This is a genomic window from Cellulomonas sp. 73-92, assembly GCF_001898175.1.
Lineage (GTDB): Bacteria > Actinomycetota > Actinomycetes > Actinomycetales > Cellulomonadaceae > Cellulomonas.
This window is the reverse complement of the sequence record NZ_MKTH01000002.1, coordinates 58,074-80,063: the sequence shown is the minus strand read 5'-3', so window position 1 is coordinate 80,063 and position 21,990 is coordinate 58,074. Positions and strand designations below refer to the sequence as shown.

At 72.6% G+C, this 21,990-nt stretch carries 19 protein-coding genes; 14 read left to right on the top strand and 5 right to left on the bottom strand.

The window, feature by feature from the left end:
• Positions 1 to 103 precede the first annotated feature (103 nt).
• A complete protein-coding gene (locus BGO37_RS00655) occupies positions 104 to 511 on the top strand; it encodes an Rv2175c family DNA-binding protein (RefSeq protein ID WP_291751117.1) in 408 nt (135 codons plus the stop codon).
• Positions 512 to 634: 123 nt separating this feature from the next.
• On the opposite strand, the gene BGO37_RS00650 is transcribed toward BGO37_RS00655, so the two are convergent.
• Both BGO37_RS00650 and BGO37_RS00645 read right to left on the bottom strand, forming a co-directional pair.
• Positions 635 to 1,753 carry a polyprenyl synthetase family protein gene (locus BGO37_RS00650; RefSeq protein WP_291751114.1) on the bottom strand — a complete coding sequence of 373 codons (1,119 nt, stop codon included), beginning with the start codon at positions 1,751 to 1,753 and terminating at the stop codon, positions 635 to 637.
• Between the two features lie 40 nt (positions 1,754 to 1,793).
• The gene (locus BGO37_RS00645; RefSeq protein ID WP_291751111.1) at positions 1,794 to 2,303 is read right to left on the bottom strand and encodes a hypothetical protein; all 510 of its coding nucleotides are present in this window, start codon (positions 2,301 to 2,303) and stop codon (positions 1,794 to 1,796) included.
• A 117-nt stretch (positions 2,304 to 2,420) separates the two neighbouring features.
• Between BGO37_RS00645 and BGO37_RS00640 the strand changes: the two genes are divergently transcribed.
• From BGO37_RS00640 to BGO37_RS00630, 3 genes are all read left to right on the top strand, one after another.
• The gene (locus tag BGO37_RS00640) at positions 2,421 to 3,548 is read left to right on the top strand and encodes a DUF4192 domain-containing protein (protein WP_291751108.1); all 1,128 of its coding nucleotides are present in this window, start codon (positions 2,421 to 2,423) and stop codon (positions 3,546 to 3,548) included.
• Between the two features lie 97 nt (positions 3,549 to 3,645).
• The gene (locus tag BGO37_RS00635) at positions 3,646 to 4,038 is read left to right on the top strand and encodes a universal stress protein (RefSeq protein ID WP_291751106.1); all 393 of its coding nucleotides are present in this window, start codon (positions 3,646 to 3,648) and stop codon (positions 4,036 to 4,038) included.
• Positions 4,039 to 4,282: 244 nt separating this feature from the next.
• The gene (locus tag BGO37_RS00630; protein ID WP_291751104.1) at positions 4,283 to 5,668 is read left to right on the top strand and encodes an RNA polymerase sigma factor; all 1,386 of its coding nucleotides are present in this window, start codon (positions 4,283 to 4,285) and stop codon (positions 5,666 to 5,668) included.
• A 49-nt stretch (positions 5,669 to 5,717) separates the two neighbouring features.
• On the opposite strand, the gene BGO37_RS00625 is transcribed toward BGO37_RS00630, so the two are convergent.
• Both BGO37_RS00625 and BGO37_RS00620 read right to left on the bottom strand, forming a co-directional pair.
• Entirely contained in the window at positions 5,718 to 5,939 is a 222-nt protein-coding gene (locus tag BGO37_RS00625; protein WP_291751102.1) for a helix-turn-helix transcriptional regulator, read from the bottom strand.
• Entirely contained in the window at positions 5,940 to 6,545 is a 606-nt protein-coding gene (locus BGO37_RS00620; protein WP_291751100.1) for a DUF2975 domain-containing protein, read from the bottom strand.
• 631 nt (positions 6,546 to 7,176) lie between these two features.
• Between BGO37_RS00620 and BGO37_RS00615 the strand changes: the two genes are divergently transcribed.
• The 3 genes from BGO37_RS00615 (at position 7,177) to BGO37_RS00605 (ending at position 12,237) form a co-directional block, all read left to right on the top strand.
• Positions 7,177 to 8,106 (top strand): hypothetical protein, encoded by a 930-nt coding sequence (locus BGO37_RS00615; RefSeq protein WP_291751099.1) that lies wholly within the window; start codon positions 7,177 to 7,179, stop codon positions 8,104 to 8,106.
• A 164-nt stretch (positions 8,107 to 8,270) separates the two neighbouring features.
• A complete protein-coding gene (locus BGO37_RS00610) occupies positions 8,271 to 11,084 on the top strand; it encodes a hypothetical protein (protein WP_291751098.1) in 2,814 nt (937 codons plus the stop codon).
• A 241-nt stretch (positions 11,085 to 11,325) separates the two neighbouring features.
• Entirely contained in the window at positions 11,326 to 12,237 is a 912-nt protein-coding gene (locus BGO37_RS00605) for a GGDEF domain-containing protein (RefSeq protein WP_291751097.1), read from the top strand.
• 9 nt (positions 12,238 to 12,246) lie between these two features.
• Here BGO37_RS00605 and BGO37_RS00600 read toward each other — a convergent pair whose 3' ends face one another.
• Complete coding sequence (locus BGO37_RS00600; RefSeq protein WP_291751094.1) at positions 12,247 to 12,504, bottom strand: hypothetical protein; 258 nt, start codon at positions 12,502 to 12,504, stop codon at positions 12,247 to 12,249.
• 198 nt (positions 12,505 to 12,702) lie between these two features.
• On the opposite strand from BGO37_RS00600, the gene BGO37_RS00595 reads away from it, so the two are divergent.
• The 7 genes from BGO37_RS00595 (at position 12,703) to BGO37_RS00565 (ending at position 21,978) form a co-directional block, all read left to right on the top strand.
• Complete coding sequence (locus BGO37_RS00595; protein ID WP_291751091.1) at positions 12,703 to 14,823, top strand: DNA topoisomerase IV subunit B; 2,121 nt, start codon at positions 12,703 to 12,705, stop codon at positions 14,821 to 14,823.
• Positions 14,824 to 14,854: 31 nt separating this feature from the next.
• Positions 14,855 to 15,664, top strand: coding sequence for an ABC transporter ATP-binding protein (locus tag BGO37_RS00590; RefSeq protein ID WP_291751089.1), 810 nt, complete (start codon positions 14,855 to 14,857; stop codon positions 15,662 to 15,664).
• Between the two features lie 97 nt (positions 15,665 to 15,761).
• Positions 15,762 to 16,193: an NfeD family protein gene (locus BGO37_RS00585; RefSeq protein ID WP_291751087.1), complete on the top strand. Its 432-nt coding sequence runs from the start codon at positions 15,762 to 15,764 to the stop codon at positions 16,191 to 16,193.
• A 1-nt stretch (position 16,194) separates the two neighbouring features.
• Entirely contained in the window at positions 16,195 to 17,376 is a 1,182-nt protein-coding gene (locus tag BGO37_RS00580; RefSeq protein WP_291751086.1) for an SPFH domain-containing protein, read from the top strand.
• Positions 17,377 to 17,530: 154 nt separating this feature from the next.
• Positions 17,531 to 18,196 carry a TetR family transcriptional regulator gene (locus BGO37_RS00575; protein ID WP_291751084.1) on the top strand — a complete coding sequence of 222 codons (666 nt, stop codon included), beginning with the start codon at positions 17,531 to 17,533 and terminating at the stop codon, positions 18,194 to 18,196.
• Positions 18,197 to 18,223: 27 nt separating this feature from the next.
• Positions 18,224 to 19,963, top strand: a complete 1,740-nt coding sequence (locus BGO37_RS00570) for an ABC transporter ATP-binding protein (protein ID WP_291751083.1) — start codon at positions 18,224 to 18,226, stop codon at positions 19,961 to 19,963.
• 68 nt (positions 19,964 to 20,031) lie between these two features.
• Positions 20,032 to 21,978 (top strand): ABC transporter ATP-binding protein, encoded by a 1,947-nt coding sequence (locus BGO37_RS00565; RefSeq protein WP_291751256.1) that lies wholly within the window; start codon positions 20,032 to 20,034, stop codon positions 21,976 to 21,978.
• The last annotated feature ends 12 nt before the right edge of the window (positions 21,979 to 21,990 follow it).

Sequence of the window (21,990 nt, the reverse complement as noted above, 5' to 3'; positions counted from 1 at the left end):
TGTGGCTGATGTGACGAAAGTTCACTGTATCTGGTGGTCAACACGTGGGGAAGGCGGGTGTCCGAAGCGTCCCGATCTCACCCGGCCTCCCTAGGCTGTGCGGGTGAACAGCACGAAGATCGACGACCTCGTCGACGAATGGCTCACCCTCTCGGACCTCGCCGACCGCCTGGAGCTGCCGTTGGCCAAGGCGAGGCGGCTGGTCGAGGAGCGTCGCCTCGTCGGCGTCCGCCGTGGCGAGCCGCCGGTGCTGCACGTCCCGGCGGCGTTCCTGGTCCCGGGGAACATGGCCAACCCCTCGCAGCGCGGCGCGGCCGACGGAGCCCCCGAGTGGACGGTGCTCTCGGCGCTCCAGGGCACGTTCACCGTGCTGGCGGACGTCGGCTTCGACGACGAGGCGGCGATCGTCTGGCTGTTCTCGCCGGACGACGCGCTGGGCTGCAGCCCGCTGGCGGCACTCCTGGCGGGCCGCAAGTCCGAGGTGCGACGGGTGGCGCAGTCCGAGCTCTGACGCCCTGCGCGGGCCCCGGTCCCCGTCCGCCGCGCGAGGCGGTGCCGACGGTGGTGCACGGGCGGGCACGGGCAGTGCGTGGAGGTCGAGCGCCCGGCCGGGGTGGCCGGCGGCGGGACGTGATCAGGAGTGGCGGTCCACCGACTGCCGCGCGAGGGCGGCGAGCTGCGCGCGCGCCTCGGCCGGCCACGTCCGCTGCTCGATGAGGTCCAGCGCCGAGCCGGCGAGGGAGTCGATGAGCTTCTCCACCTCGTCGGGGGCGCCCGTGGCGGAGATCGCCGCCGCGAGGCGAGCGGCGTCCGACGCCGAGAGGGCGGGGTCGCCGAGCCGCGACCGCAGGAGCTCGAGGGTGCCGGCGTCGCCCGCCTCGTGCGCGCGCCGCAGCGCCCGGGCGACGAGGACCGTGCGCTTGCCCTCGCGCAGGTCGTCGCCGGCGGGCTTGCCGGTGACGGCCGGGTCGCCGAACACCCCGAGCAGGTCGTCGCGCAGCTGGAAGGCCTCACCCAGGGGCAGGCCGATGGCGCGGCAGGCGGTCAGTGCCTCGTCGTCCGCCCCCGCCATCGCGGCGCCCAGCGCCATCGGGTGCTCGACCGAGTACCGCGCCGACTTGGACCGGATCACCTGCCGCGCGCGGGCCTCGACGCGGTCGGCGTCGTCGTCCCACGGCTGTGACTGGGCCAGCAGGTCGAGGTACTGCCCGACGGTGACCTCGGTGCGCATCTCGTCGAACACCGTGCGGGTGGACCGTGCCGCCTCGGCGGGGAGCACCGCGACCGCGGCCGCGAACTCGGCGTCGCTGGCGATGAGCGCCAGGTCCCCGAGCAGGATGGCGACCGAGGCGCCGTAACGGCCGTCGTCGCCGCTGAGGCCGTCGCGACGGTGGGCCGCGGCGAACTCGCGGTGCGCCGCCGGCCGGCCCCGCCGGGTGTCGGAGTCGTCGATGACGTCGTCGTGGAACAGCGCGGCCGCGTGGAACAGCTCGAGCGACGCCCCGACCCGCAGCACCGCGTCCTCGTCGGGCGTCCCGGGCACACCGCCGTGGGCACGCCACGACCAGTAGGCGTACGAGGCCCGCAGCCGCTTGCCGCTGGACAGGAGCGCGGCGACGGAGTCGGCCAGGGGGCCCGCCTGCGGCGCGACCGCCGTCACCTCGCGACGAACGCGCTCCGCGTGCTCCGCGAGCAGCGCGTCGACACGTCCGCGCACGTCGCCGGTCCGCGTGGGGGACGTCGTCTCGCTCATCCGGCCAGACTAGGCGAGGCGCCCGCGGGCGCGACGGCCCTTAGGGCTTGACGGTGCCGCCCAGCGTGAGGGTCCGCTGGCCGTCGCGGTCGAGGATGCCCACCAGCACGAACTCGGTCCCGCCGGAGCGGACGAAGGATCCCTGCGCGGCCAGGCTCGGGTCGGGCTGGGCCGGGGGCGACTCGGTGAAGCCCGCGGCGAGCAGCGGGGCGCGGATCGCCGCCAGGAGCCCCGCGGCGTCCTGGGTGCTGCGCACGTTGAGGCTGACCTGGACCGTCCCGCCGGCCTGCGGCGTCGCCGACGAGACGAGGATCTCGGAGCCCTCGGGCACGGGGATCAGCTGCGTGGGGAAGCCGGCGGCGAGCTTGCCCGTCGCGGTGTCGGGCGCCGGCTGGTCGGTCAGCAGCTGTTCGGAGGCCGTCGGCGTGGGGGCGGCGTCGGTCGTGGCGACGAGGTTGGCCGGAGCGCTCGTCGCGCACGCGGACAGGGTGACCCCCAGGAGCGCCAGGCCGAGCGCGGCCACGGGTCCGGAGCGACGGGGCCAGTGCACCGGCACAGGCTAGCCGCGCGCGCCATGAGGCGACCCGCGGCCTGTGGGCGGCAGGCGCGGTCCACAGGGACGGGTGGTCACCGGGCGAGGGGTGCGCGCGTCCGCTGAGGTCGGCCCATGGACACCCCGACCCTCCGCGTCACCGAGCCTCGCGAGATGCTCTCGCTCATCCCGTACCAGCTCGGGTTCCACCCGTCGGAGTCGGTGGTGGCGGTGAGCCTGCGTCCGCCGCGGGGAAGGGTGGGCCTGGCCGTCCGCGTCGACCTCCCCGACCTGGCGAGCCCCGAGGACGGGCCGCAGCTCGCACGGGAGGTCGTCGCGCACCTGGACGGTGACGGTGCGGACCGGGCGGTGCTCGTCGTCTACACGCGGGACGACCCGCGTCGGGGACCGGACCCCGTGGTCGCGGCCGCCGTCGCGCACTTCCGGGAGGCCGCCGAGGCGCCGTACGGCGAGGTGCCGGCCTGGGCGGTGACGTCGACGGGCTACCTGTCGCTCGACTGCGACGACACGTGCTGCCCGCCCGGCGGACGCCCGCTGGCCGACCTGTCGTCGACCCAGGTCAGCGCGCAGATGGTGCTGGCCGGCTCGTCGGTCGCGAGCTGCCGCGAGGACGTGGGTCGGATCCGTTCCGCCGGCAGCGAGTCCCGGCGGTCGGTCGCGCGGGTGCGCCGGCGGTGGCAGGTCCGTGGACGGCTCGCGCACGACGACGGTGCGGCCGCCGTCGAGCGTTGGCGGGCCGACGGCGTGGCGGCGTGGCGCCGGGCGGTCGACGAGCAGCTGGAGCGCGCGGGCGGGCCGACCGCCGCCTCGCTCGGGCGGCTCGAGGCGGGGTTGGCCGACGTCCGGGTGCGTGACGCCGTCCTCGTCGCCCTCGTGCCCGGCCAGGGCGACCTCCCCGAACGGTGCACCCGCGGCGACCGGCCGAGCCGCGAGGACGACGCCGCGCTGGGCCGGGCGCTGGCGCTGATCGTCGACCCGCTGGACGGCGTGCCCGCCCCGCCGGCCGCCACCCGCGTCCACGAAGCCGTGCTGGTCGCGGTCGTCGCCCACGGCGAGCGCGGCCACCAGGCGCCCGCCCTCACCCTGCTCGGCCTGCTCGCCTGGTGGCGGGGCGACGGGGCCCGGGCACGGATCTTCCTCGAACGGGCCCTGGCGGACGACGACGGCTACCGCCTGGCGCTCCTGCTCGCGCAGTCGCTCTCGTACGGCGTCCCGCCGGGGTGGGTCCGCGCCTCGCGGTGAGACCCGCCGGTCACGTGTCGTGGCGGGGGTGGCAAGGCGGTAGCGTCGCGCCAGGTCCGCCGCCAGGTCGGGGACCTGGTCCGGTCCAGGAGGACGCATGTCGATCGTGGTGGGGTACCTCGCGACGGTGGAGGGACGTGCCGCGCTCGACGCGGCCGTGCGTGAGTCGGCGCTGCGCAAGGAGCGGGTGATCGTCGTCGTAAGCACCCGGTCCGACGAGCCCTCGGAGCAGCAGCACGACCTCGACGTCGCGCTCGCTTCCGTGCACGAGGAGCTCGAGGCCGCCGGTGTGGAGCACGAGATCCGGGTGCTGGTCGGCGGCGACGTCGCGGACGACCTGCTCGGCACCGCGGAGGAGTCGCGGGCGGAGCTCGTGATCCTCGGCCTGCGGCGGCGCAGCCCGGTCGGCAAGCTGATCCTCGGCGCGAACGCGCAGCGCGTCCTCTTCGACGCCCCGTGCCCGGTGATGACGGTCAAGCCGGATCTCTGAGCGTCCACGGGAATCTTCGGCGCGCGCCGCTCGTTCGAGCACAGGAGCACCCGGACCCGGATCACCCGCCCCGCGGACAGCGTGCAGCCGGTCCGCCCGGAGGGCCGCCGGTACAATATCCGTCTGTCCGTCGGACCGTGGCTCGGTGCCGGTGCCGCCGATAGCTGCCGAAAGGTAATACGTGTCGTCCAAGACGTTGACCCCTGCCCTCTCGCCTGAGCCCGAAACCCCCGCTGCCGGGGCCGTGCCTCGTCGTCGTACGTCCGCCGCGACCGCGGCGAAGACCCGCGTGACCGCGACGGTCGACGAGACGCCGGCCGCTCCGAAGCGCCCGGGCGCGAAGACCGCGAAGCCGGCCGCCAAGACGGCGCCCAAGGCGCCGAAGGCGATCGCGCCCGCCGTCGACGGGGACGCCGAGGACCTCGAGGAGACCGAGGACGAGGTCGACGACGTCGAGCCCGAGGGCGACATCGACCTGGCGGAGGAGGTCGAGGCGGACGTCGAGGACGTCGAGGCGGATGCCGAGGTCGTCGACACCGACGCCGAGACGGTCGTGGCCGAGGACGAGGGCGCCGAGGACGAGGAGGCGCCGGCCAAGGCCCCCGAGGACGAGGCTGGCGAGGACACCGGCGGCTTCGTCTACTCCGACGCGGACGACGACGACGCCCCGGCGCAGCAGGTCGTCACCGCCGGAGCCACCGCCGACCCGGTCAAGGACTACCTCAAGCAGATCGGCAAGGTCGCGCTCCTCAACGCCGAGCAGGAGGTCGAGCTCGCCAAGCGGATCGAGGCCGGCCTGTTCGCCGAGGAGAAGCTGGGCAAGGAGTTCGTCGGCTTCGACAAGACGAAGGCCGACGCCGACACCCGCCGGTTCGTGCGCGAGCTGGAGTGGATCGCGCAGGACGGTCGTCGCGCGAAGAACCACCTGCTCGAGGCGAACCTGCGCCTCGTCGTCTCGCTCGCCAAGCGCTACACCGGCCGCGGCATGCTCTTCCTCGACCTGATCCAGGAGGGCAACCTCGGCCTGATCCGTGCCGTCGAGAAGTTCGACTACACCAAGGGCTACAAGTTCTCGACGTACGCCACGTGGTGGATCCGCCAGGCGATCACGCGGGCGATGGCCGACCAGGCACGCACCATCCGGATCCCGGTCCACATGGTCGAGGTCATCAACAAGCTCGCGCGCGTGCAGCGCCAGATGCTCCAGGACCTGGGCCGCGAGCCCACCCCGGAGGAGCTGGCCAAGGAGCTCGACATGACCCCCGAGAAGGTCGTCGAGGTCCAGAAGTACGGCCGCGAGCCCATCTCCCTGCACACGCCGCTGGGCGAGGACGGTGACAGCGAGTTCGGTGACCTCATCGAGGACTCCGAGGCCGTGGTCCCCGCCGACGCCGTGAGTTTCACGCTGCTCCAGGAGCAGCTGCACCAGGTGCTCGACACCCTCTCGGAGCGTGAGGCGGGCGTCGTCTCCATGCGGTTCGGCCTGACCGACGGCCAGCCCAAGACGCTCGACGAGATCGGCAAGGTCTACGGCGTGACGCGCGAGCGGATCCGCCAGATCGAGTCGAAGACGATGTCCAAGCTGCGCCACCCGTCGCGCTCGCAGGTGCTGCGGGACTACCTGGACTGAGGTCCGTACGACGAAGGGGACGGCCCGCGGGTCGTCCCCTTCGTCGTGCCTACCGCCGGAAGGCGAGGATGTCTCCGGGCTGGCACTCCAGCACCTCGCAGATGGCCGAGAGGGTCGAGAAGCGGATCGCCTTCGCGCGGCCGTTCTTGAGGATCGACATGTTGGCGAGCGTCAGGCCCACCCGGTCGGCCAGCTCGGTGAGCGTCATGTGGCGCGCCTCGAGCAGCCGATCGAGCGTGACGACCACGTTGTGCTTCTCGGTGGGCGGCACCTAGATCACCTCGTCCAGCTCCTCGCGGAGCCGCTGGCCGTGTCGCATGACCTCGGCCAGCGCGAGGACGCACAGGCCGACGATCGGCCCGTCGAAGGTGAATGCCGGTGAGAAGTCCGCGCGGCCCGGCAGCACGCTGTCGGTGAGCTGCGACGTCCCGACGCCGGTGAGGAGCTGGACCAGCGGACCGCCGACGAGCAGGAGGAGCCCGACGGCGCGCGTGATCCCGACGATGCCGCCGCTGAAGACCTCGCCACGGCGCGCCCGCAGCACGGCGAGCAGCACCAGGGCGAACGCCGCACCGCCGAGGAGCGCCGACGGGAGCCACAGGAGGGTGCCCCAGGCCGACTGCGCACCGGTCGGTTCGGTGATGCGGACCGCGACGGTGGCGCTCGGGCTGAGCTCGACGCCGTGGGCGAGCGCGTACTGGCCCGTGGGCACCCCGAGCACCGTCGCGGTGAGGGAGCTCGGGAGGGTGAAGGACACGGGTTCGCCACGCGCCGCCAGGACGGCCGTGACCACCGTCGCGGACGCCAGGATCGCGAGCGACACCCCGAGGACGACGGCGGTGCTGGTGAGCCAGCGGCGGCTGGCGGTGCTGATCACGGGAGAGCCACCTTATCGAGAGTCGATATGTCGATTATCGATAAGTCCCGCGGGATGTCAGGGGCCCAACGCGTGGGTCGTGACGCCGCGGGGACCGGAGCCGGGGCCGGGCTGGGGCCGGGCTGGGGCCGGGCTGGAGCCGGGGCTGGAGCCGGGGCTGGAGCCGGGGCTCGAGCTGGAGTCGGAGTCGAAGTCGGGGTCGGAGTGGGCGTCGGAGCGGGAGTTGGACTCGGGGGGAGCCGCCGTGGTCGGTTGCGACCCGCCCGCGGGCCGACGGCCGTCTGCCGCGCGACGTGGTGACCGCGCACCTGGCTGGAGCCGCCAGGTCGTTTGAATGGATCGGGGACCGTGTTTACGCGGTCGATCGACCGCATTCGTCACGCCAATTCTTGCTCGTCAAGGCCGCTCGCTCACGACGATGGTGCTGATCAGCGAAGCGAGGCTCGCCTCAGTCGGCGTCTCCGGGTGAGCCGTTCTGGTCCGGAACATCCCATTCTCGTTAGGCCGTGCGGATGATCGTCCGACGACGGGGGCGGCAGTTGTGGAAACTCTGGGACGCGGCTGTGCATCGTCCGCCACACTGCGGTGCCAGACGACGCGGAGGGGTGCCGCGTCCGGCCAGGGGGCAGCGATGACGGCGGGGCTGGAGGACGGTCCGACGACGGTGGAGGCGACGCGGGCGCGCGGGCGTGCCCGTCGGTGGGTCGTCGTCGCCACGGTGCTCGTCGGTGTCCTCGTCGCCGCGTCGGGGGCGGCGGCCCTCGCGCGCGACAACCGTCGCCTGGCGGAGATTGCCGCCGTCGACGCCGCAGCGGGCCGAGCGACCGAGGCCGTGCGCGACCTGGCGACGGTTGTGCGGGCCGCACGGGCCGCGCTCGCCCGGTCGGCGGAGCGCGTGGCCGACGACGGTGTGCGCACCGACCTCGCCGCGGCGCTCGACACTGCCCTGACTGCGGCTCACGTGCACGAGGCCACCGTCGAGGAGCTCGACGTGGCGACGGCGCAGATCGTGTCGTCCCGCGACGCGCTGAGGACGGCGACATCCGCGACCGCTGCCGAGATGTCCTCGTGGGAGCTCGCACGCGCGCAGGCCGAATGGTCGGCGGCGCGCGCTCACCTCGATGAGACGCTCGCGGCGGCCCGCGACGTGCTCGCTGCGTCTGCCGGACGCGTGGCCGACGACGCCGTGCGGCAGTCCCTCGCGGGTGCTGTCGACTCGGCACAGCCGCTCGTCGTGGGGGTGCCATCGGCCGACGTGCCGGCCCTGGCGGCGGCGTCCGCAGCGGTGACCTCCACTGCGGACTCGGTCGCCGGCCTTCAGGCGGCGGTCACCGAGGCGGTCGCCTCGTGGACGGAGGCCCAGGCGGCTGCTGCCCGCTCGACGGCCCCACCGACGGCGAGCGGGACGCACTCGTCGGCCGCCAAGGCGCCCGCAGGTCCCCGTGGCGCCACAGCGCCGCAGCCGGTGCCGCCGACGACTGAAGGTCACTGGGAAACCACGGTGACCTACGAGGACTTGCAGCTGTGCATGGACACCGAGGGCAACTCGTGGGAGTGCTAGCGGCGTACAGACGCGCATGAAGCGAGGGGGCCCAGGTGGCAGCCCGGACCCCCTCTAGCACGAATCAAGGTCGACCTCTTGGCAGAAATGGAACTCGAATGCGTGCAAGGAGATCCTCTCATCGCGTCCCGACGCGGCGCACCCGTGGCATCGCCCGAACGGGTGTGTCGCTGCTCCTCGTCGCGCTGGTGCTCGGCGCCGGGATCGGTTCGGCCGGTTCCGCGGTGGCCGCGGCGCCCGGGCGGCTCGAGCCCGGTGTCGTCATCACCGGCATCACGGGGTGGGGCGACTCCTGGCTAGGTGCGATGGTGCCGCCGATCGGCTACGAGGACGACGTGGCCTTCTGCATCACGGCCGGCGGTGACATCCCCATGGGTACGACACCGCGCGCCGTCGGAACCATCGACGATCCGCTGCTGACGGCGGCGATGGCGGCGCACCGATGGGAGAACGACCCGGTGAGCCGCGCCGCACTCAGCTTCCTGAGCCATATGAGGTGGGAGACCGGCGCAAACGGGATCAGCGCGCAAACCCGCAAGACCCGTTACGCCGCGAACACCCCCAGGCCCGTGCAGGATCGGGCGAATGCCTTCCTCGCCGATGCGGCCGCAACCGCGGGGCCGTACGCGGCAGCTCTGCCGACACCGGCAGGAGTCGGAACGCGCACGGGAGACATCCACAACATCGGCGTGACGAGCTCAGCCGGTGGGTGGATGCCGGGTCTTGGCTTCACCCTGACGCTCTCAGGTCCGGCGATCTTCGACGCCACAGGTAGCGCCGTGTACACCGGCACAACCGGTGCAGGTCCCCTCACGCTGGCATGGACGGCCACCGGAACGGGACCGGTGAGTGCGAACGTCGTCTACAGGAACGTGCCGCGCGTGACGATGACGCGCCTCGAGGGGTCCGGCAACGTGCAGACGGTCATCACCTACGGCCACCGGCCCGCGGGTGCGGACCCGACCGAGCGCGTCTCGCCGACCATCACGTTCGACGTCGTCGCGCAGTTCCAGCCGACGGCTTCGACCGTGGTGGGCTCCAAGGTCGTGTCGCAGGGCGCGGCGCTCGTCGATCAGGTCTCCGTAGCCACGGCGCCCGGGGACCGCTGGCTGAGCGTGGCTGGGCAGCCGGTGCCCGTGACGTTCGTCGGCACCGCGTACGCGACCGGCTCGACGCCCCCGTCGACCAGCCAGGGCGCCCCACCGCCCGGGGCCACGGTCCTCGGCGAGGCGACGCTGACGGTAACCGCCCCGGGCACCTACCCCGTCACGATCCCCGGCGTCGGCACCGGCGGGTTCGTCACCTGGGTGTGGCGGATGTCGGTCGCGGAGCAGCCGGACGCCTGGCGGCCCTACCTGCGAGGCGACTGGCGCGACGGCTTCGGGCTGCCCGTCGAGACCGCGTCCGTGCGCCATCGGGCGACGGCGACGTCGCAGGTCGTCGTCCGCTCCGACGCCGGCGGGCGGCCGCTGGGGCTGGCCGACGACGTCGTCGTCAGCGGGTTCCCGGAGGATCATCCGGCGTTCATGGGCGGCGCCGGCTTCACCGCCGACCGCCCGACGATCACCCAGTCCCTCTGGTACTTCCCGGAGGGCGTCGAGGTGGCCGACGAGCACCGGGGGGAGGCGACGCTCCTGGGACAGGTCGACCTGCCGGCGGCGAACGGCAGCTACCCGTCGGCCGGGGACGGTGCCTTCACCCTGCCGGTCACGGCGACCGGCGCCGGGCTGCCCGGCACCTACGTCTTCACCCACCGGTTCGCGGGTGACGACCGCGTGGAGCCGTTCGAGACGTCGCTCGCTGCGGCCACCGAGCAGTTCGTGCTCGCACCCCGGCCGCTCGTGGTCACCACCACGGCGGTCGCGGAGCGGGCGCCCGTGCTGGGCGACCAGGTGCTGGCGCACGACGTGGCGATGGTCGCCGGTGACATCCCCGTGGGGGCGAGCATCGCGTTCGAGCTCTACCAGTGGGAGCACGGCGCTGCTCCGGCGTGCACGGCGCCCGTCTGGACGTCGCCGGCGCTCACGCTGTCCGCCGAGGGCGAGGTCGTCTCGCCCTCCGGCGACGTCACGACACTGCTGGGCGACCTCGGCTTCGTCGCCGTCGTCAGGGGCACCGACGGCACGGTGCTGGCGCGGGGCGAGTGCGGGGCGGCCGACGAGACCGTCGCTGCGGACACCTTCGACGTGGCCACGTCGGCGATCGCGGACCGCGAGGCCGTCTTCGGCGACCGGGTCGTCGTCCACGACACCGCGAGCGTCACCGGGACCGTGCCGACGAGCGGCACGCTCACGTTCGAGCTGTACGCCTGGCCGGTCGGCACCGAGGCGGTGTGCGACGAGCCCGTCTGGACCTCGCCGGCGGTGCCCCTGGTGACCGGCGAGACCACGTCGCCCGACGTGGTCGTCGACCCTGTCCGGGGCGACCTGGGCTTCGTCGCGGTGGCCCGCGGGGCGGACGGTCGGGAGCTCTCGCGCGGCGCGTGCGGCGCCCGGGAGGAGACGATCGTGGACGACGAGCTCGCGATCGTCACCGCCGCCCGGGCCGCGGGGACGGTGGTGCTGGGCAGGCCCGCGGAGGTCTGGGACGAGGCGACGGTGACCGGGCACCCGGCCCAGGGGACGACCCTGACGTTCGAGCTGTACACGTGGCGGGCCGGTGAGGCGCCGTCGTGCGCGTCGCCGATCTGGCAGTCCCCGACGGTCGGGCTCACCGGCCCGGGCGAGATCGCGTCGCCGCACGTGACCGTGTCGAACGTGGCCGGCCCGCTCGGGTTCGTCCAGGTGACGCGGGGCGCGGATGGCCGCGTGCTGGCCCGCGGCGCCTGCGGCGAAGCGGGGGAGACCCTGACGGCCGTGCCGGAGCTGGCCGAGACGGGGACCCGCGCAGGGCTCCTGGCCGGGGCGGCGGGTGTGCTGCTCGTCGCGGGCGGTGCGGCCGTGGTGCTGAGCAGGCGGTGCGCCCGGCGGCGCGCGTGAGCGCGGCGGCACGTCGGGAGGGTGTGCCAGGGTCAGGGCCTTCCCGACGTGCCCGCCCCGGCCCTGGTCACCGGCCATTCCGGGACGTTGGACCTCTGAGGGCACGCCGCGGAGAGCGCAGCGACGGCCCGCGGCATCACTCGATCGTGTGATGAGAGGTTGTGGCGCCGTAGGCAGGCCGGGTGGGCGTCGGTGTAATGGCCCTTCCGAGAGCCGCACCGAAGACGAGGGACGAACCGCTGTGTCAGACGCCGCATCGCTTCCGGCCGACGTGCTGGACGCCCTGCCCGACGGCGTCTACGTCGTCGACCACGACCGCACGGTGACCTACTGGAACGCGGCCGCCGAGGTGATCAGCGGGTACTCCCAGCGGGAGATCCTCGGCCACTGGTGCGGCGACGGGCTGCTCAACCACGTGGACGACGGGGGCCGCCAGATGTGCGGCCCCCGCTGCCCGCTGCTGGAGACACTGGCCGACGGCCGGGTGCGCACCACGCAGGTGCTGCTCCACCACCGCGCCGGCCACATGGTCCCGGTGGAGGTGCGCGCCGCGCCGCTGCGCGACGGCGAAGGTCGCATCGTCGGTGCGATCGAGACGTTCCGTGACGACACCGAGCGCTTCGCCGAGCAGCTGCGGCTGCGCGAGCTGGAGGTGACCGCCAGCACCGACCCGCTGACGCAGCTGGGCAACCGGCGCTCGCTCGAGGCATACCTGGTCGACCGGCTGGCGGCGCTCTCTCACGAGGGCCTGCCGCTCGGCGTCCTGCTCTGCGACCTCGACGGGTTCAAGGACGTCAACGACGGCTACGGCCACCTCGTCGGAGACCGTGCGCTGCAGGTCGTCGCCGACACGTTCGCCCACTGCCTTCCGGGACCGGGGCGCGCGTTCCGCTACGGCGGCGACGAGTTCGTCGGGCTCGTGGCGCACGACGACCTCGCCGCCTTCGCGACGCGCCTGTGCGCCTATGTCGAGGAGTGCCGCATCGGGCTGGAGGACGACGTCCTGCACGTGACGATGTCCGTCGGCGCCACGATGGCGCAGCCCGGCGAGGACTACACGGACGTGCTGCGGCGCGCGGACCGATTGCTCTTCGAGGCCAAGCGCGCCGGCGGGAACCGCGCCGTCACGGACGGGCCGACGGGCCGGGAGTAGCTGCTCCCGTCAGCCGACGACGCCGGCGCCCGCGCCGTGCTCGGCGTGCAGGCGGTCGGTCTCGTCCTGCACGTGGGTGGCCAGCGAGGAGAACTTGTCGGCGTGCTCGCGCGCGTGGTGCGCGCAGAAGAGGAGCTCGCCCGACGGGAGGACGACGCGGACGTAGGCCTGGGCGCCGCAACGGTCGCAACGGTCGGCTGCGGTCAGCGGGGCGAGGGTTTGGGTCGCGGTCACGAATCCATAGAACCACCCCTGGTGCCGATCCATGCCACCCGAAGGACAAGGTTCGCCCACCGCGTACAGAATCGTGACGTCCCGTCACGTCCCCGTGATCTGCGCGTGCCTTCCTGCACATTCACGACACGCGCCTGACACATTCCTGTCCACATCGCGAGACGCCGCCCCGGCCGGCACCCGCCGCGCGCCGCCCAGGGGCGGTCGGCGCCCCCCGTTACGATCCTTGGCGTGACGACGACCGACTCCCAGTCCAGCTATACGGCCCGGCACCTGTCGGTGCTCGAGGGCCTGGAGGCGGTCCGCAAGCGTCCCGGCATGTACGTCGGCACCACCGACAGCCGCGGCCTCATGCACTGCCTGTGGGAGATCATCGACAACGCGGTCGACGAGGCGCTCGCCGGGTTCTGCCAGCACATCGACGTGGTGCTCCACGCCGACGGCTCGGTCGAGGTGCGCGACGACGGCCGCGGCATCCCCGTCGACATCGAGCCCAAGACCGGGCTGACCGGCGTCGAGGTCGTCTTCACCAAGCTGCACGCCGGCGGGAAGTTCGGCGGCGGCTCGTACGCCGCGTCCGGCGGCCTGCACGGCGTGGGCGCGTCGGTGGTCAACGCGCTGTCGGCGCGCCTCGACGTCGAGGTGGACCGCAACGGGCGCACCTACAAGATGGCCTTCCACCGCGGTGAGCCGGGCGAGTTCGCCGGCGCGGGGCCGGAGGCCCCGTTCGAGCCGTTCGTCTCCGGCTCCGTGCTGGGGACCGTGGGCAAGGTCGGCCGGACCGTCACCGGCACGCGGGTGCGCTACTGGGCCGACCGTCAGATCTTCCTTCCCTCCGCGGTCTTCTCGTACGACGAGCTGGCGACCCGCGCGCGCCAGACGAGCTTCCTCGTCCCCGGCCTCGAGATCACGCTGCGCGACGAGCGCGGCCTGCCGGGCACGCCGGGCGAGCAGGGGCCGCACGTCGAGACCTTCCGCCACACCGGCGGCGTCGTCGACTTCGTCGACTACCTGGCGCCGGACCCGAAGGTCACGGAGGTCTGGCACCTGACCGGCTCCGGCACGTTCACCGAGACCGTGCCGGTGCTCGACGAGCGTGGCCACATGACCCCGCAGGCGGTCGAGCGCACGTGCGACGTCGACGTCGCGGTGCGCTGGGGCACGGGCTACGAGACCGACGTCCGCTCCTTCGTCAACATCATCGCGACGCCCAAGGGCGGCACCCACGTCGCCGGATTCGAGCAGGCCCTGGTCAAGGCGCTGCGCGACGCGGTCACCGCCAACGCCCGCCGGCTCAAGGTGTCGACGAAGAACGGCGAGGAGCGCCTCGAGAAGGACGACCTGACGGCCGGCCTCACCGCCGTCGTCACCGTGCGCCTGGCCGAGCCGCAGTTCGAGGGGCAGACCAAGGAGGTGCTGGGCACCGCCGCGGTGCGCGGCATCGTCGCCAAGGTGGTCGGCACCGAGCTCACCGCGCTGCTCACCTCGACGCGTGGCGCCGTGAAGACCCAGGTCAACACGCTGCTCGACAAGATCGTCGCCGAGATGCAGGGGCGCCTGGCGGCCCGCAAGCAGAAGGAGATCTCGCGCCGCAAGACCGCGCTGGAGTCGAGCTCGCTGCCGCCGAAGCTCGCGGACTGCCGCATCGACGACGTCGAGCGCAGCGAGCTGTTCATCGTCGAGGGCGACAGCGCCCTCGGCACCGCGAAGCTCGCCCGCTCGTCGGACTACCAGGCCCTGCTGCCCATCCGCGGCAAGATCCTCAACGTCCAGAAGGCGTCGATCTCGGACATGCTCCACAACGCCGAGTGCGCCGCGATCATCCAGGTGGTCGGCGCCGGATCGGGGCGCACGTTCGACCTGGAGCAGGCCCGCTACGGCAAGGTCATCATGATGACCGACGCCGACGTCGACGGCGCCCACATCCGCACGCTCCTGCTGACGCTCTTCTACCGGTACATGAAGCCGATGGTGGCGGCCGGCCGCGTGTACGCCGCCGTCCCGCCGCTGCACCGCATCGAGCTGATGGGCAGCCGCAAGGCCGACGAGGACAAGTACCTCTACACGTACTCCGAGGCCGAGCTCGTCGCCACGCTGAAGAAGCTCGAGAAGGCCGGCAGGCGGTACTCCGACGACATCCAGCGGTACAAGGGTCTCGGGGAGATGGACTCCCAGCAGCTCTCGGAGACGACGATGGACCCACGCCACCGCACGCTGCGGCGGGTGACCGTCGAGGCGGCGGAACGAGCGGAGCAGGTGTTCGACATGCTGATGGGGTCCGACGTCGGCCCCCGGCGCGACTTCATCGTCGACCACGCCGGCGCGCTCGACCCCAACAAGATCGACGCCTGAGCGCCCGGGCCGTTCTGGGAGGATGTTCGCCGTGACCGAGGTGCTCGACCTGCAGGACGTGACGATCGTCCGCGGCACGACGACGATCCTCGAGGGTCTCTCGTGGACCGTGCGCGAGGGCGAGCGCTGGGTGGTGCTCGGGCGCAACGGCGCCGGCAAGACGACGCTGCTGCAGATCGCGTCCGGGCGCATGCACCCGACCAGCGGGACGGCCGACGTCCTCGGCGAGCGCATGGGCCGGGTCGACGTGTTCGAGCTGCGGCCCCGCATCGGCCTGTCCAGCGCCGCGCTGGCCGAGCACATCCCGTCCGGCGAGCTGGTGCGCGACGTGGTCATCACCGCCGCGTACGGCGTCACCGGCCGCTGGCGCGAGCAGTACGAGGACCTCGACGAGTCGCGTGCGGGGGACCTGCTCACGGTGTTCGGCGTCGACCACCTCGCGCGCCGGTACTTCGGCACCCTGTCGGAGGGCGAGCGCAAGCGTGTCCAGATCGCCCGCGCGCTCATGAGCGACCCCGAGCTGCTGCTGCTCGACGAGCCGGCGGCCGGCCTGGACCTCGGTGGGCGCGAGGAGCTCGTCGGGGCGCTCGCCGAGCTGGCGCGCGACCCGCGCTCACCGGTCCTGGTCCTCGTGACGCACCACGTGGAGGAGATCCCGCCGGGGTTCACCCACGCGCTGCTGCTGCGGCAGGGGCACGTGGAGGCGGCCGGGCCGCTCGACGAGGTGCTGACCGCGGAGCACCTGTCCGCCACCTTCGGCCTCGGGCTCGAGCTGGACCGGCACGGCGACCGCTGGTCGGCGCGCGCCGTGCCGACCAGCGTGCGCAGCGGCGCGCACTGACTGGTCAGGACCCGAAGACCCCTCGGGTCCCTTCCCTGGCGCGCTAGTGTCGAGGTGAGCGCGGCCGCTGGCGGCCGTCACTCGGGAGGGGGACGCCGTGGCCTGGCTGTGGTGGCTCGGAGCCGCATTGGTGCTCGCGATCGCCGAGGAGCTCTCGCTCGGGCTCGTCCTGCTCATGTTCTCCGGCGGCGCCCTCGCCGCCGCCCTTGCCGCGGGGCTCCACGCCCCGGTCGTCGTGCAGGTGATCGTCGCCGTCGTCGTGTCCGGGCTGCTCCTGTTCACGTTGCGGCCGTGGCTGCTCAAGCACCTCCGTCGCCGCCAGCGACTGGTGGAGACGAACGTGCACGCGCTCGTGGGACGCCATGCGGTGGCCGTCACCGACGTCGCGCCCGGTGGCGGCCGCGTCAAGATCGGCGGCGAGGTATGGACCGCGCGCACCAGCACGGATGCGCGGATCGCGACGGGGACGCCGGTGCGCGTGACCCGGATCGACGGCGCGACCGCCGTCGTCGAACCCATCGAGGAGTGACATGAACGTCGCCGAAACCATCGGCCTGGTCGTCCTTGCCCTGATCGCGCTCTTCGTCATCATCGCGCTCGTCCGCGCGGTGCGGATCGTGCGCCAGGCCGAGGCCTACATCGTCGAGCGCCTGGGCCGGTACTCCCGCACCCTGGACGCGGGCCTGCACCTGCTCGTGCCGTTCGTCGACCGGGTGCGCGCCCGCGTGGACCTGCGCGAGCAGGTCGTCTCGTTCCCGCCGCAGCCGGTCATCACCTCGGACAACCTCGTCGTGTCCATCGACACGGTCATCTACTTCCAGGTGACCGAGCCGAGGGCCGCGGTGTACGAGATCCAGAACTACTACACCGGCATCGAGCAGCTGACGGTCACCACGCTCCGTAACGTCATCGGCACCATGGACCTGGAGCAGACCCTGACCAGCCGCGACCAGATCAACGGCCAGCTGCGCGGCGTGCTCGACGAGGCGACGGGCAAGTGGGGCATCCGGGTCAACCGCGTCGAGCTCAAGGCGATCGACCCGCCGCCCAGCATCCAGAGCTCGATGGAGCAGCAGATGCGCGCCGAGCGTGACCGCCGCGCCACGATCCTCACCGCGGAAGGCGTCAAGCAGAGCAAGATCCTCACCGCCGAGGGCGAGAAGCAGGCCGCGGTGCTCCGTGCCGAGGGCGACGCGCAGTCGGCCGTGCTCCGCGCCGAGGGCGACGCGCGCGCGATCCTCCAGGTGTTCGACGCGATCCACCGCGGCGACGCCGACCCCAAGCTGCTGGCCTACCAGTACCTGCAGACGCTGCCGAAGATCGCTCAGAGCCAGTCGAGCACGATGTGGTTCCTGCCGTCGGAGCTGTCCGGCGCGCTCGGCCAGCTGGCTCGTGGCTTCACCGGTGGCGGCGGCGTGCCGCCCACCGAGCCGTCGCCCGCGGTCCCGGGGGAGCGGTCCGCGGCCTTGCCGACGGGCAACCTGCCGCCGATGTCGCTGCCGACCGCGGCCGAGGCACTCGCCGAGGCCCGCCGGCAGTCCGAGGCAGCGACCGCCGACGCCACGGACGCGGGCACCCGCAGCGGCATGCCGTTCAACCCCGAGGTCGAGGCCGGCCAGCGCCCGGGCGGTGTGCCGCCCGCGCCGCGCGGCCATTCGGTGCCGCCCGCCTCGTCGGAGGAAGCCCCGGAGGAAGCACCGCCCGGGGAGTGAGCCGGCCTCACCGGGAGCCATGCGGTCGGGACCCGTCCCGGCGCATGGCTCCCGTCGTGCGGGTGCTGGGCCGAACGGGTGACGCTCCTGGTCGCGCGCCCCGTCGCGGCACTGGGACTTGCTGAGTGAGTGCTCACTCATTTAGTCTCTCCGGGTGCAGATCACTGGAGCGCGGTCGGGTCGCGCCGCACCGCTGCCGCCCGACGAGCGCCGCCTCGCCATCCTCAAGGCCGTGCTTCCCGTCGTGCGGACCCGCGGCACCGACGTGACGACACGCGAGCTGGCCGAGGCGGCCGAGGTCGCCGAGGGCACCCTCTTCCGTGTGTTCGACGACAAGGAGTCGCTCGTCCGGGAGGCGATCGCCTCGGCGCTCGACCCCGGGGAGTACCTCGCGGAGCTGGGCGCGATCGACCTGGGGCTGCCCGTCGAGGAGCGCCTCGGCCTGGTGATCCGCACCGGCGTCGCGCGGATGGCGGACCTCGCGCTGTGGATGTCGATGGTCAACCGGCACCATCGCGGATCTGGTCCACCCGGCCCCGGCGGGGTGCACCGCGGCCCGCACGAGTCGTGGGCGGAGCGCCAGCAGGCGACCCAGGCGCTCGTCCGGGCCCAGCTGCGGCGGGTGCTCGAGCCCGACGCCGGACGGCTGCGCTACCCGATCGACGCCGCGATCGTCATGCTCGAGGCACTGGTCACGGGCACCATCATCCAGTCCGCGGGCCGGCTCCGACAGGGCCTCGCCGCTCAGGACGTCGACCCGGACCTCGTCGCCGACTTCTTCCTCCACGGGGTGCTCGACCCCGACGAGGCCACCGTCTAGAACCGTCCATCTCCGAGAGGGAGACCCATGCTGGTCCGGCTCCTCCGCGAGCACCTGCGCCCGTACGCGGGCACCGCGCTGGCGGTCGTCGCCCTGCAGATCGTGCAGGTCGTCGCGACGCTCTACCTCCCCAGCCTCAACGCCGACATCATCGACAAGGGTGTCGCGGCGGGGAACACCCACGAGATCTGGCGGCTGGGCGGCATCATGCTCGCCGTCAGCCTCGCCCAGGTCGTCTGCGCGATCGGCGCCGTCTACCTCGGCTCCCGCACCGCGATGGCGCTCGGCCGCGACATGCGCGCCCGCCTGTTCGACCGGGTCCAGGCCTTCTCGCAGCAGGAGATGGGCTCCTTCGGTGCCCCGACCCTCATCACGCGCACGACGAACGACGTGCAGCAGGTGCAGATGGTCGTCCTCATGACGTTCACCATCATGCTGATGGCGCCGATCATGCTGGTCGGCGGCGTCATCATGGCGTTGCGCGAGGACGTCGCACTGTCCGGCGTGCTGCTGGTCGTCGTGCCGGTGCTGGCGATCATCGTCGCCTTCGTCGTGACCAAGATGGTGCCCTGGTTCCGCAAGATGCAGGGGCGGATCGACGCCGTCAACCGCGTCATGCGCGAGCAGCTCACCGGCGTCCGCGTCATCCGGGCGTTCGTCCGCGAGGGGCGCGAGCGGGCGCGGTTCGGCCAGGCGAACGACGACGTCTACGAGGCGGGCGTGCGCACGGGCATGTTCATGGCCGTGCTGTTCCCGCTGGTGATGTTCGTCATGAACGCCACCAGCGTGTCCGTGCTGTGGTTCGGCGCACGCCGCATCGACAACGGCCAGATGCAGATCGGCGCCCTGACGGCGTTCATCAGCTACATCGTCTTCATCCTCATGGCCGTGATGATGAGCTCGCTGATCTTCGTCATGATCCCGCGCGCCATGGTCGCCTCCGAGCGCATCGCCGCCGTCGTCGACACCAAGCCCACCGTGCTGCCGCCCATCCAGCCGGTCGCCCTGCCGGCCGGGCCGGAGCGCGGGCTCCTCGAGCTCCACGGCGTCGAGTTCCGCTACCCGGGCGCCGAGGACGCGGTGCTGCAGGACATCGACCTGGTGGCCGAGCCCGGCAGGACCACGGCGATCATCGGCTCGACGGGGTCGGGCAAGACGACGCTGGTCAACCTGGTGCCGCGGCTCTACGACGTCACCGGCGGGTCCGTGACGGTCGGTGGCGTCGACGTGCGCGACGTCGCGCCCGACGAGCTCTGGGCCCTCATCGGGCTCGTCCCGCAGAAGCCCTACCTGTTCTCCGGCACCGTCCGGTCGAACCTCCAGTTCGGGGCGCCGGACGCGACCGACGAGGAGCTGTGGCACGCCCTCGAGGTGGCGCAGGCGAAGGACTTCGTCGAGGCGATGGAGGCCGGCCTGGACGCGCCGATCGCGCAGGGCGGCACCAACGTCTCCGGCGGCCAGCGCCAGCGCCTGGCGATCGCGCGGGCGATCGCCCGAAGGCCCGCGATCTACCTGTTCGACGACTCGTTCTCGGCCCTCGACTACGCGACCGACGCCGCGCTGCGCGCGGCGCTCGTCCCCGAGACCCGGGACGCCACCGTGCTCGTCGTCGCCCAGCGCGTCGCGACCATCCGCAACGCCGACCGGATCGTCGTCCTGGACGACGGCAAGGTCGTCGGCGTCGGCACCCACGCCGAGCTGCTCGAGAGCAACCCGACGTACCAGGAGATCGTCTACTCGCAGCTGAGCGTGGAGGAAGCGGCATGAGCGCCCAGGAGAACGGCGAGACGACCCCGGCGGTGACCCCGCCGCGCCCGCCGCAGCGGCGTGGCCCGATGGGCCCGATGGGCGGCATGGGCATGCCGGGCGAGAAGGCCAAGGACCTCAAAGGCTCGGGCAAGCGGCTCGTCGGCCTGCTGCGCCCCGAGCGCACTCGGCTGGTCGGTGTGTTCGTCCTCGGCGTGCTGTCGGTCGCGGCGGCCGTCGTCGGGCCGAAGATCCTCGGCAAGGGCACCAACGTCATCTTCGAGGGCCTCGTCGGCCGGATGATCGCCAAGCAGCTGCCCGCCGGCGTCGACCCCAGCACGGTGAGCATCGACCAGGTGATCGCCGGGCTGCGGGCCAAGGGCCAGGGCCAGTTCGCCGACCTGCTGGCCGGGATGCACGACGTCCACGTCGGCCAGGGCGTGGACTTCCACCGCCTGGCGATGATCCTGCTGCTGGTGCTCGGCATCTACGCGGTGTCGTCGGTGTTCGGCTGGCTGCAGTTCCGGCTCACCACGCGCATGGTGCAGAACACCGCGCGCCAGCTGCGCAACGACGTGGAGGCGAAGCTCGGCCGGCTGCCGCTGTCGTACTTCGACCGCCAGCCGCGCGGCGAGCTGCTGTCCCGCGTGACGAACGACATCGACAACGTTGCCCAGACCATGCAGCAGACGCTGTCGCAGCTCATCACGTCCGTGCTCACCGTCGTCGGTGTGCTCGTCATGATGTTCTCGATCTCGTGGGAGCTGGCGCTCGTCGCGCTCGTGACCGTGCCGCTGGCGATGGTCATCGCGACGGCGATCGCCAAGCGGTCGCGGCCCCAGTTCGTCAAGCAGTGGACGCACACCGGCGAGCTCAACGCGCACATCGAGGAGATGTTCACCGGGCACGCGCTGGTGACGGTCTTCGGCCGGCAGCGTGAGGCGGGGAAGGTGTTCGCCGAGCGCAACGGCAAGCTCTACGACGCGAGCTTCCGGGCCCAGGCGATCTCGGGCATCATCCAGCCGGCGCTCGGCTTCGTCTCGAACCTCAACTACCTCATCGTCGCCGTCGTCGGCGGCCTCAAGGTGGCGTCCGGCACGCTCACGCTCGGTGACGTGCAGGCGTTCATCCAGTACAGCCGCCAGTTCAGCCAGCCGATCACGCAGATCGCGGCCATGGCGAACCTGCTGCAGTCCGGCGTCGCGTCGGCGGAGCGGGTGTTCGAGCTGCTGGACGCGGAGGAGCAGTCCGCCGACCCGGTGCCGGCCGCCAAGCTCGCCCAGCCGGTCAAGGGCCGGGTGGAGTTCGAGCACGTGGCGTTCCAGTACGACCCCGCCAAGCCCCTCATCAAGGACCTCTCCATGGTGGCCGAGCCGGGGCACACGATCGCCATCGTCGGGCCCACCGGCGCCGGCAAGACCACCCTGGTCAACCTCATCATGCGGTTCTACGAGGTCAACGGCGGGCGGATCACGCTGGACGGCGTCGACACCCGCACCCTGACGCGCGACGAGCTGCGCTCGCAGATGGGCATGGTGCTGCAGGACACCTGGCTGTACGAGGGCACCATCGCCGAGAACATCGCCTACGGCGTGGACGAGGCGAGCCGTGACGAGGTGGTCGCCGCGGCGACGGCCACGCACGTCGACCGGTTCGTGCGCACCCTGCCCAAGGGCTACGACACGAAGATCGACGACGAGGGCGGGTCGCTGTCGGCGGGCGAGAAGCAGCTGCTGACCATCGCCCGGGCGTTCCTCGCCGACCCGACGATCCTCATCCTCGACGAGGCCACCTCGTCGGTGGACACCCGCACCGAGGTGCTGGTGCAGAAGGGCATGGCGGCCCTGCGTGCGGGCCGGACGTCGTTCGTCATCGCCCACCGGCTGTCGACCATCCGGGACGCGGACCTCATCCTCGTCATGGAGCACGGCGACATCGTCGAGCAGGGTACGCACGCCCAGCTGCTCGAGTCCGGGGGCGCCTACGTCCGGCTGTACGAGAGCCAGTTCGCCTCGGCGGCGGTCGAGGAGTCCTGACCCCACGCACCC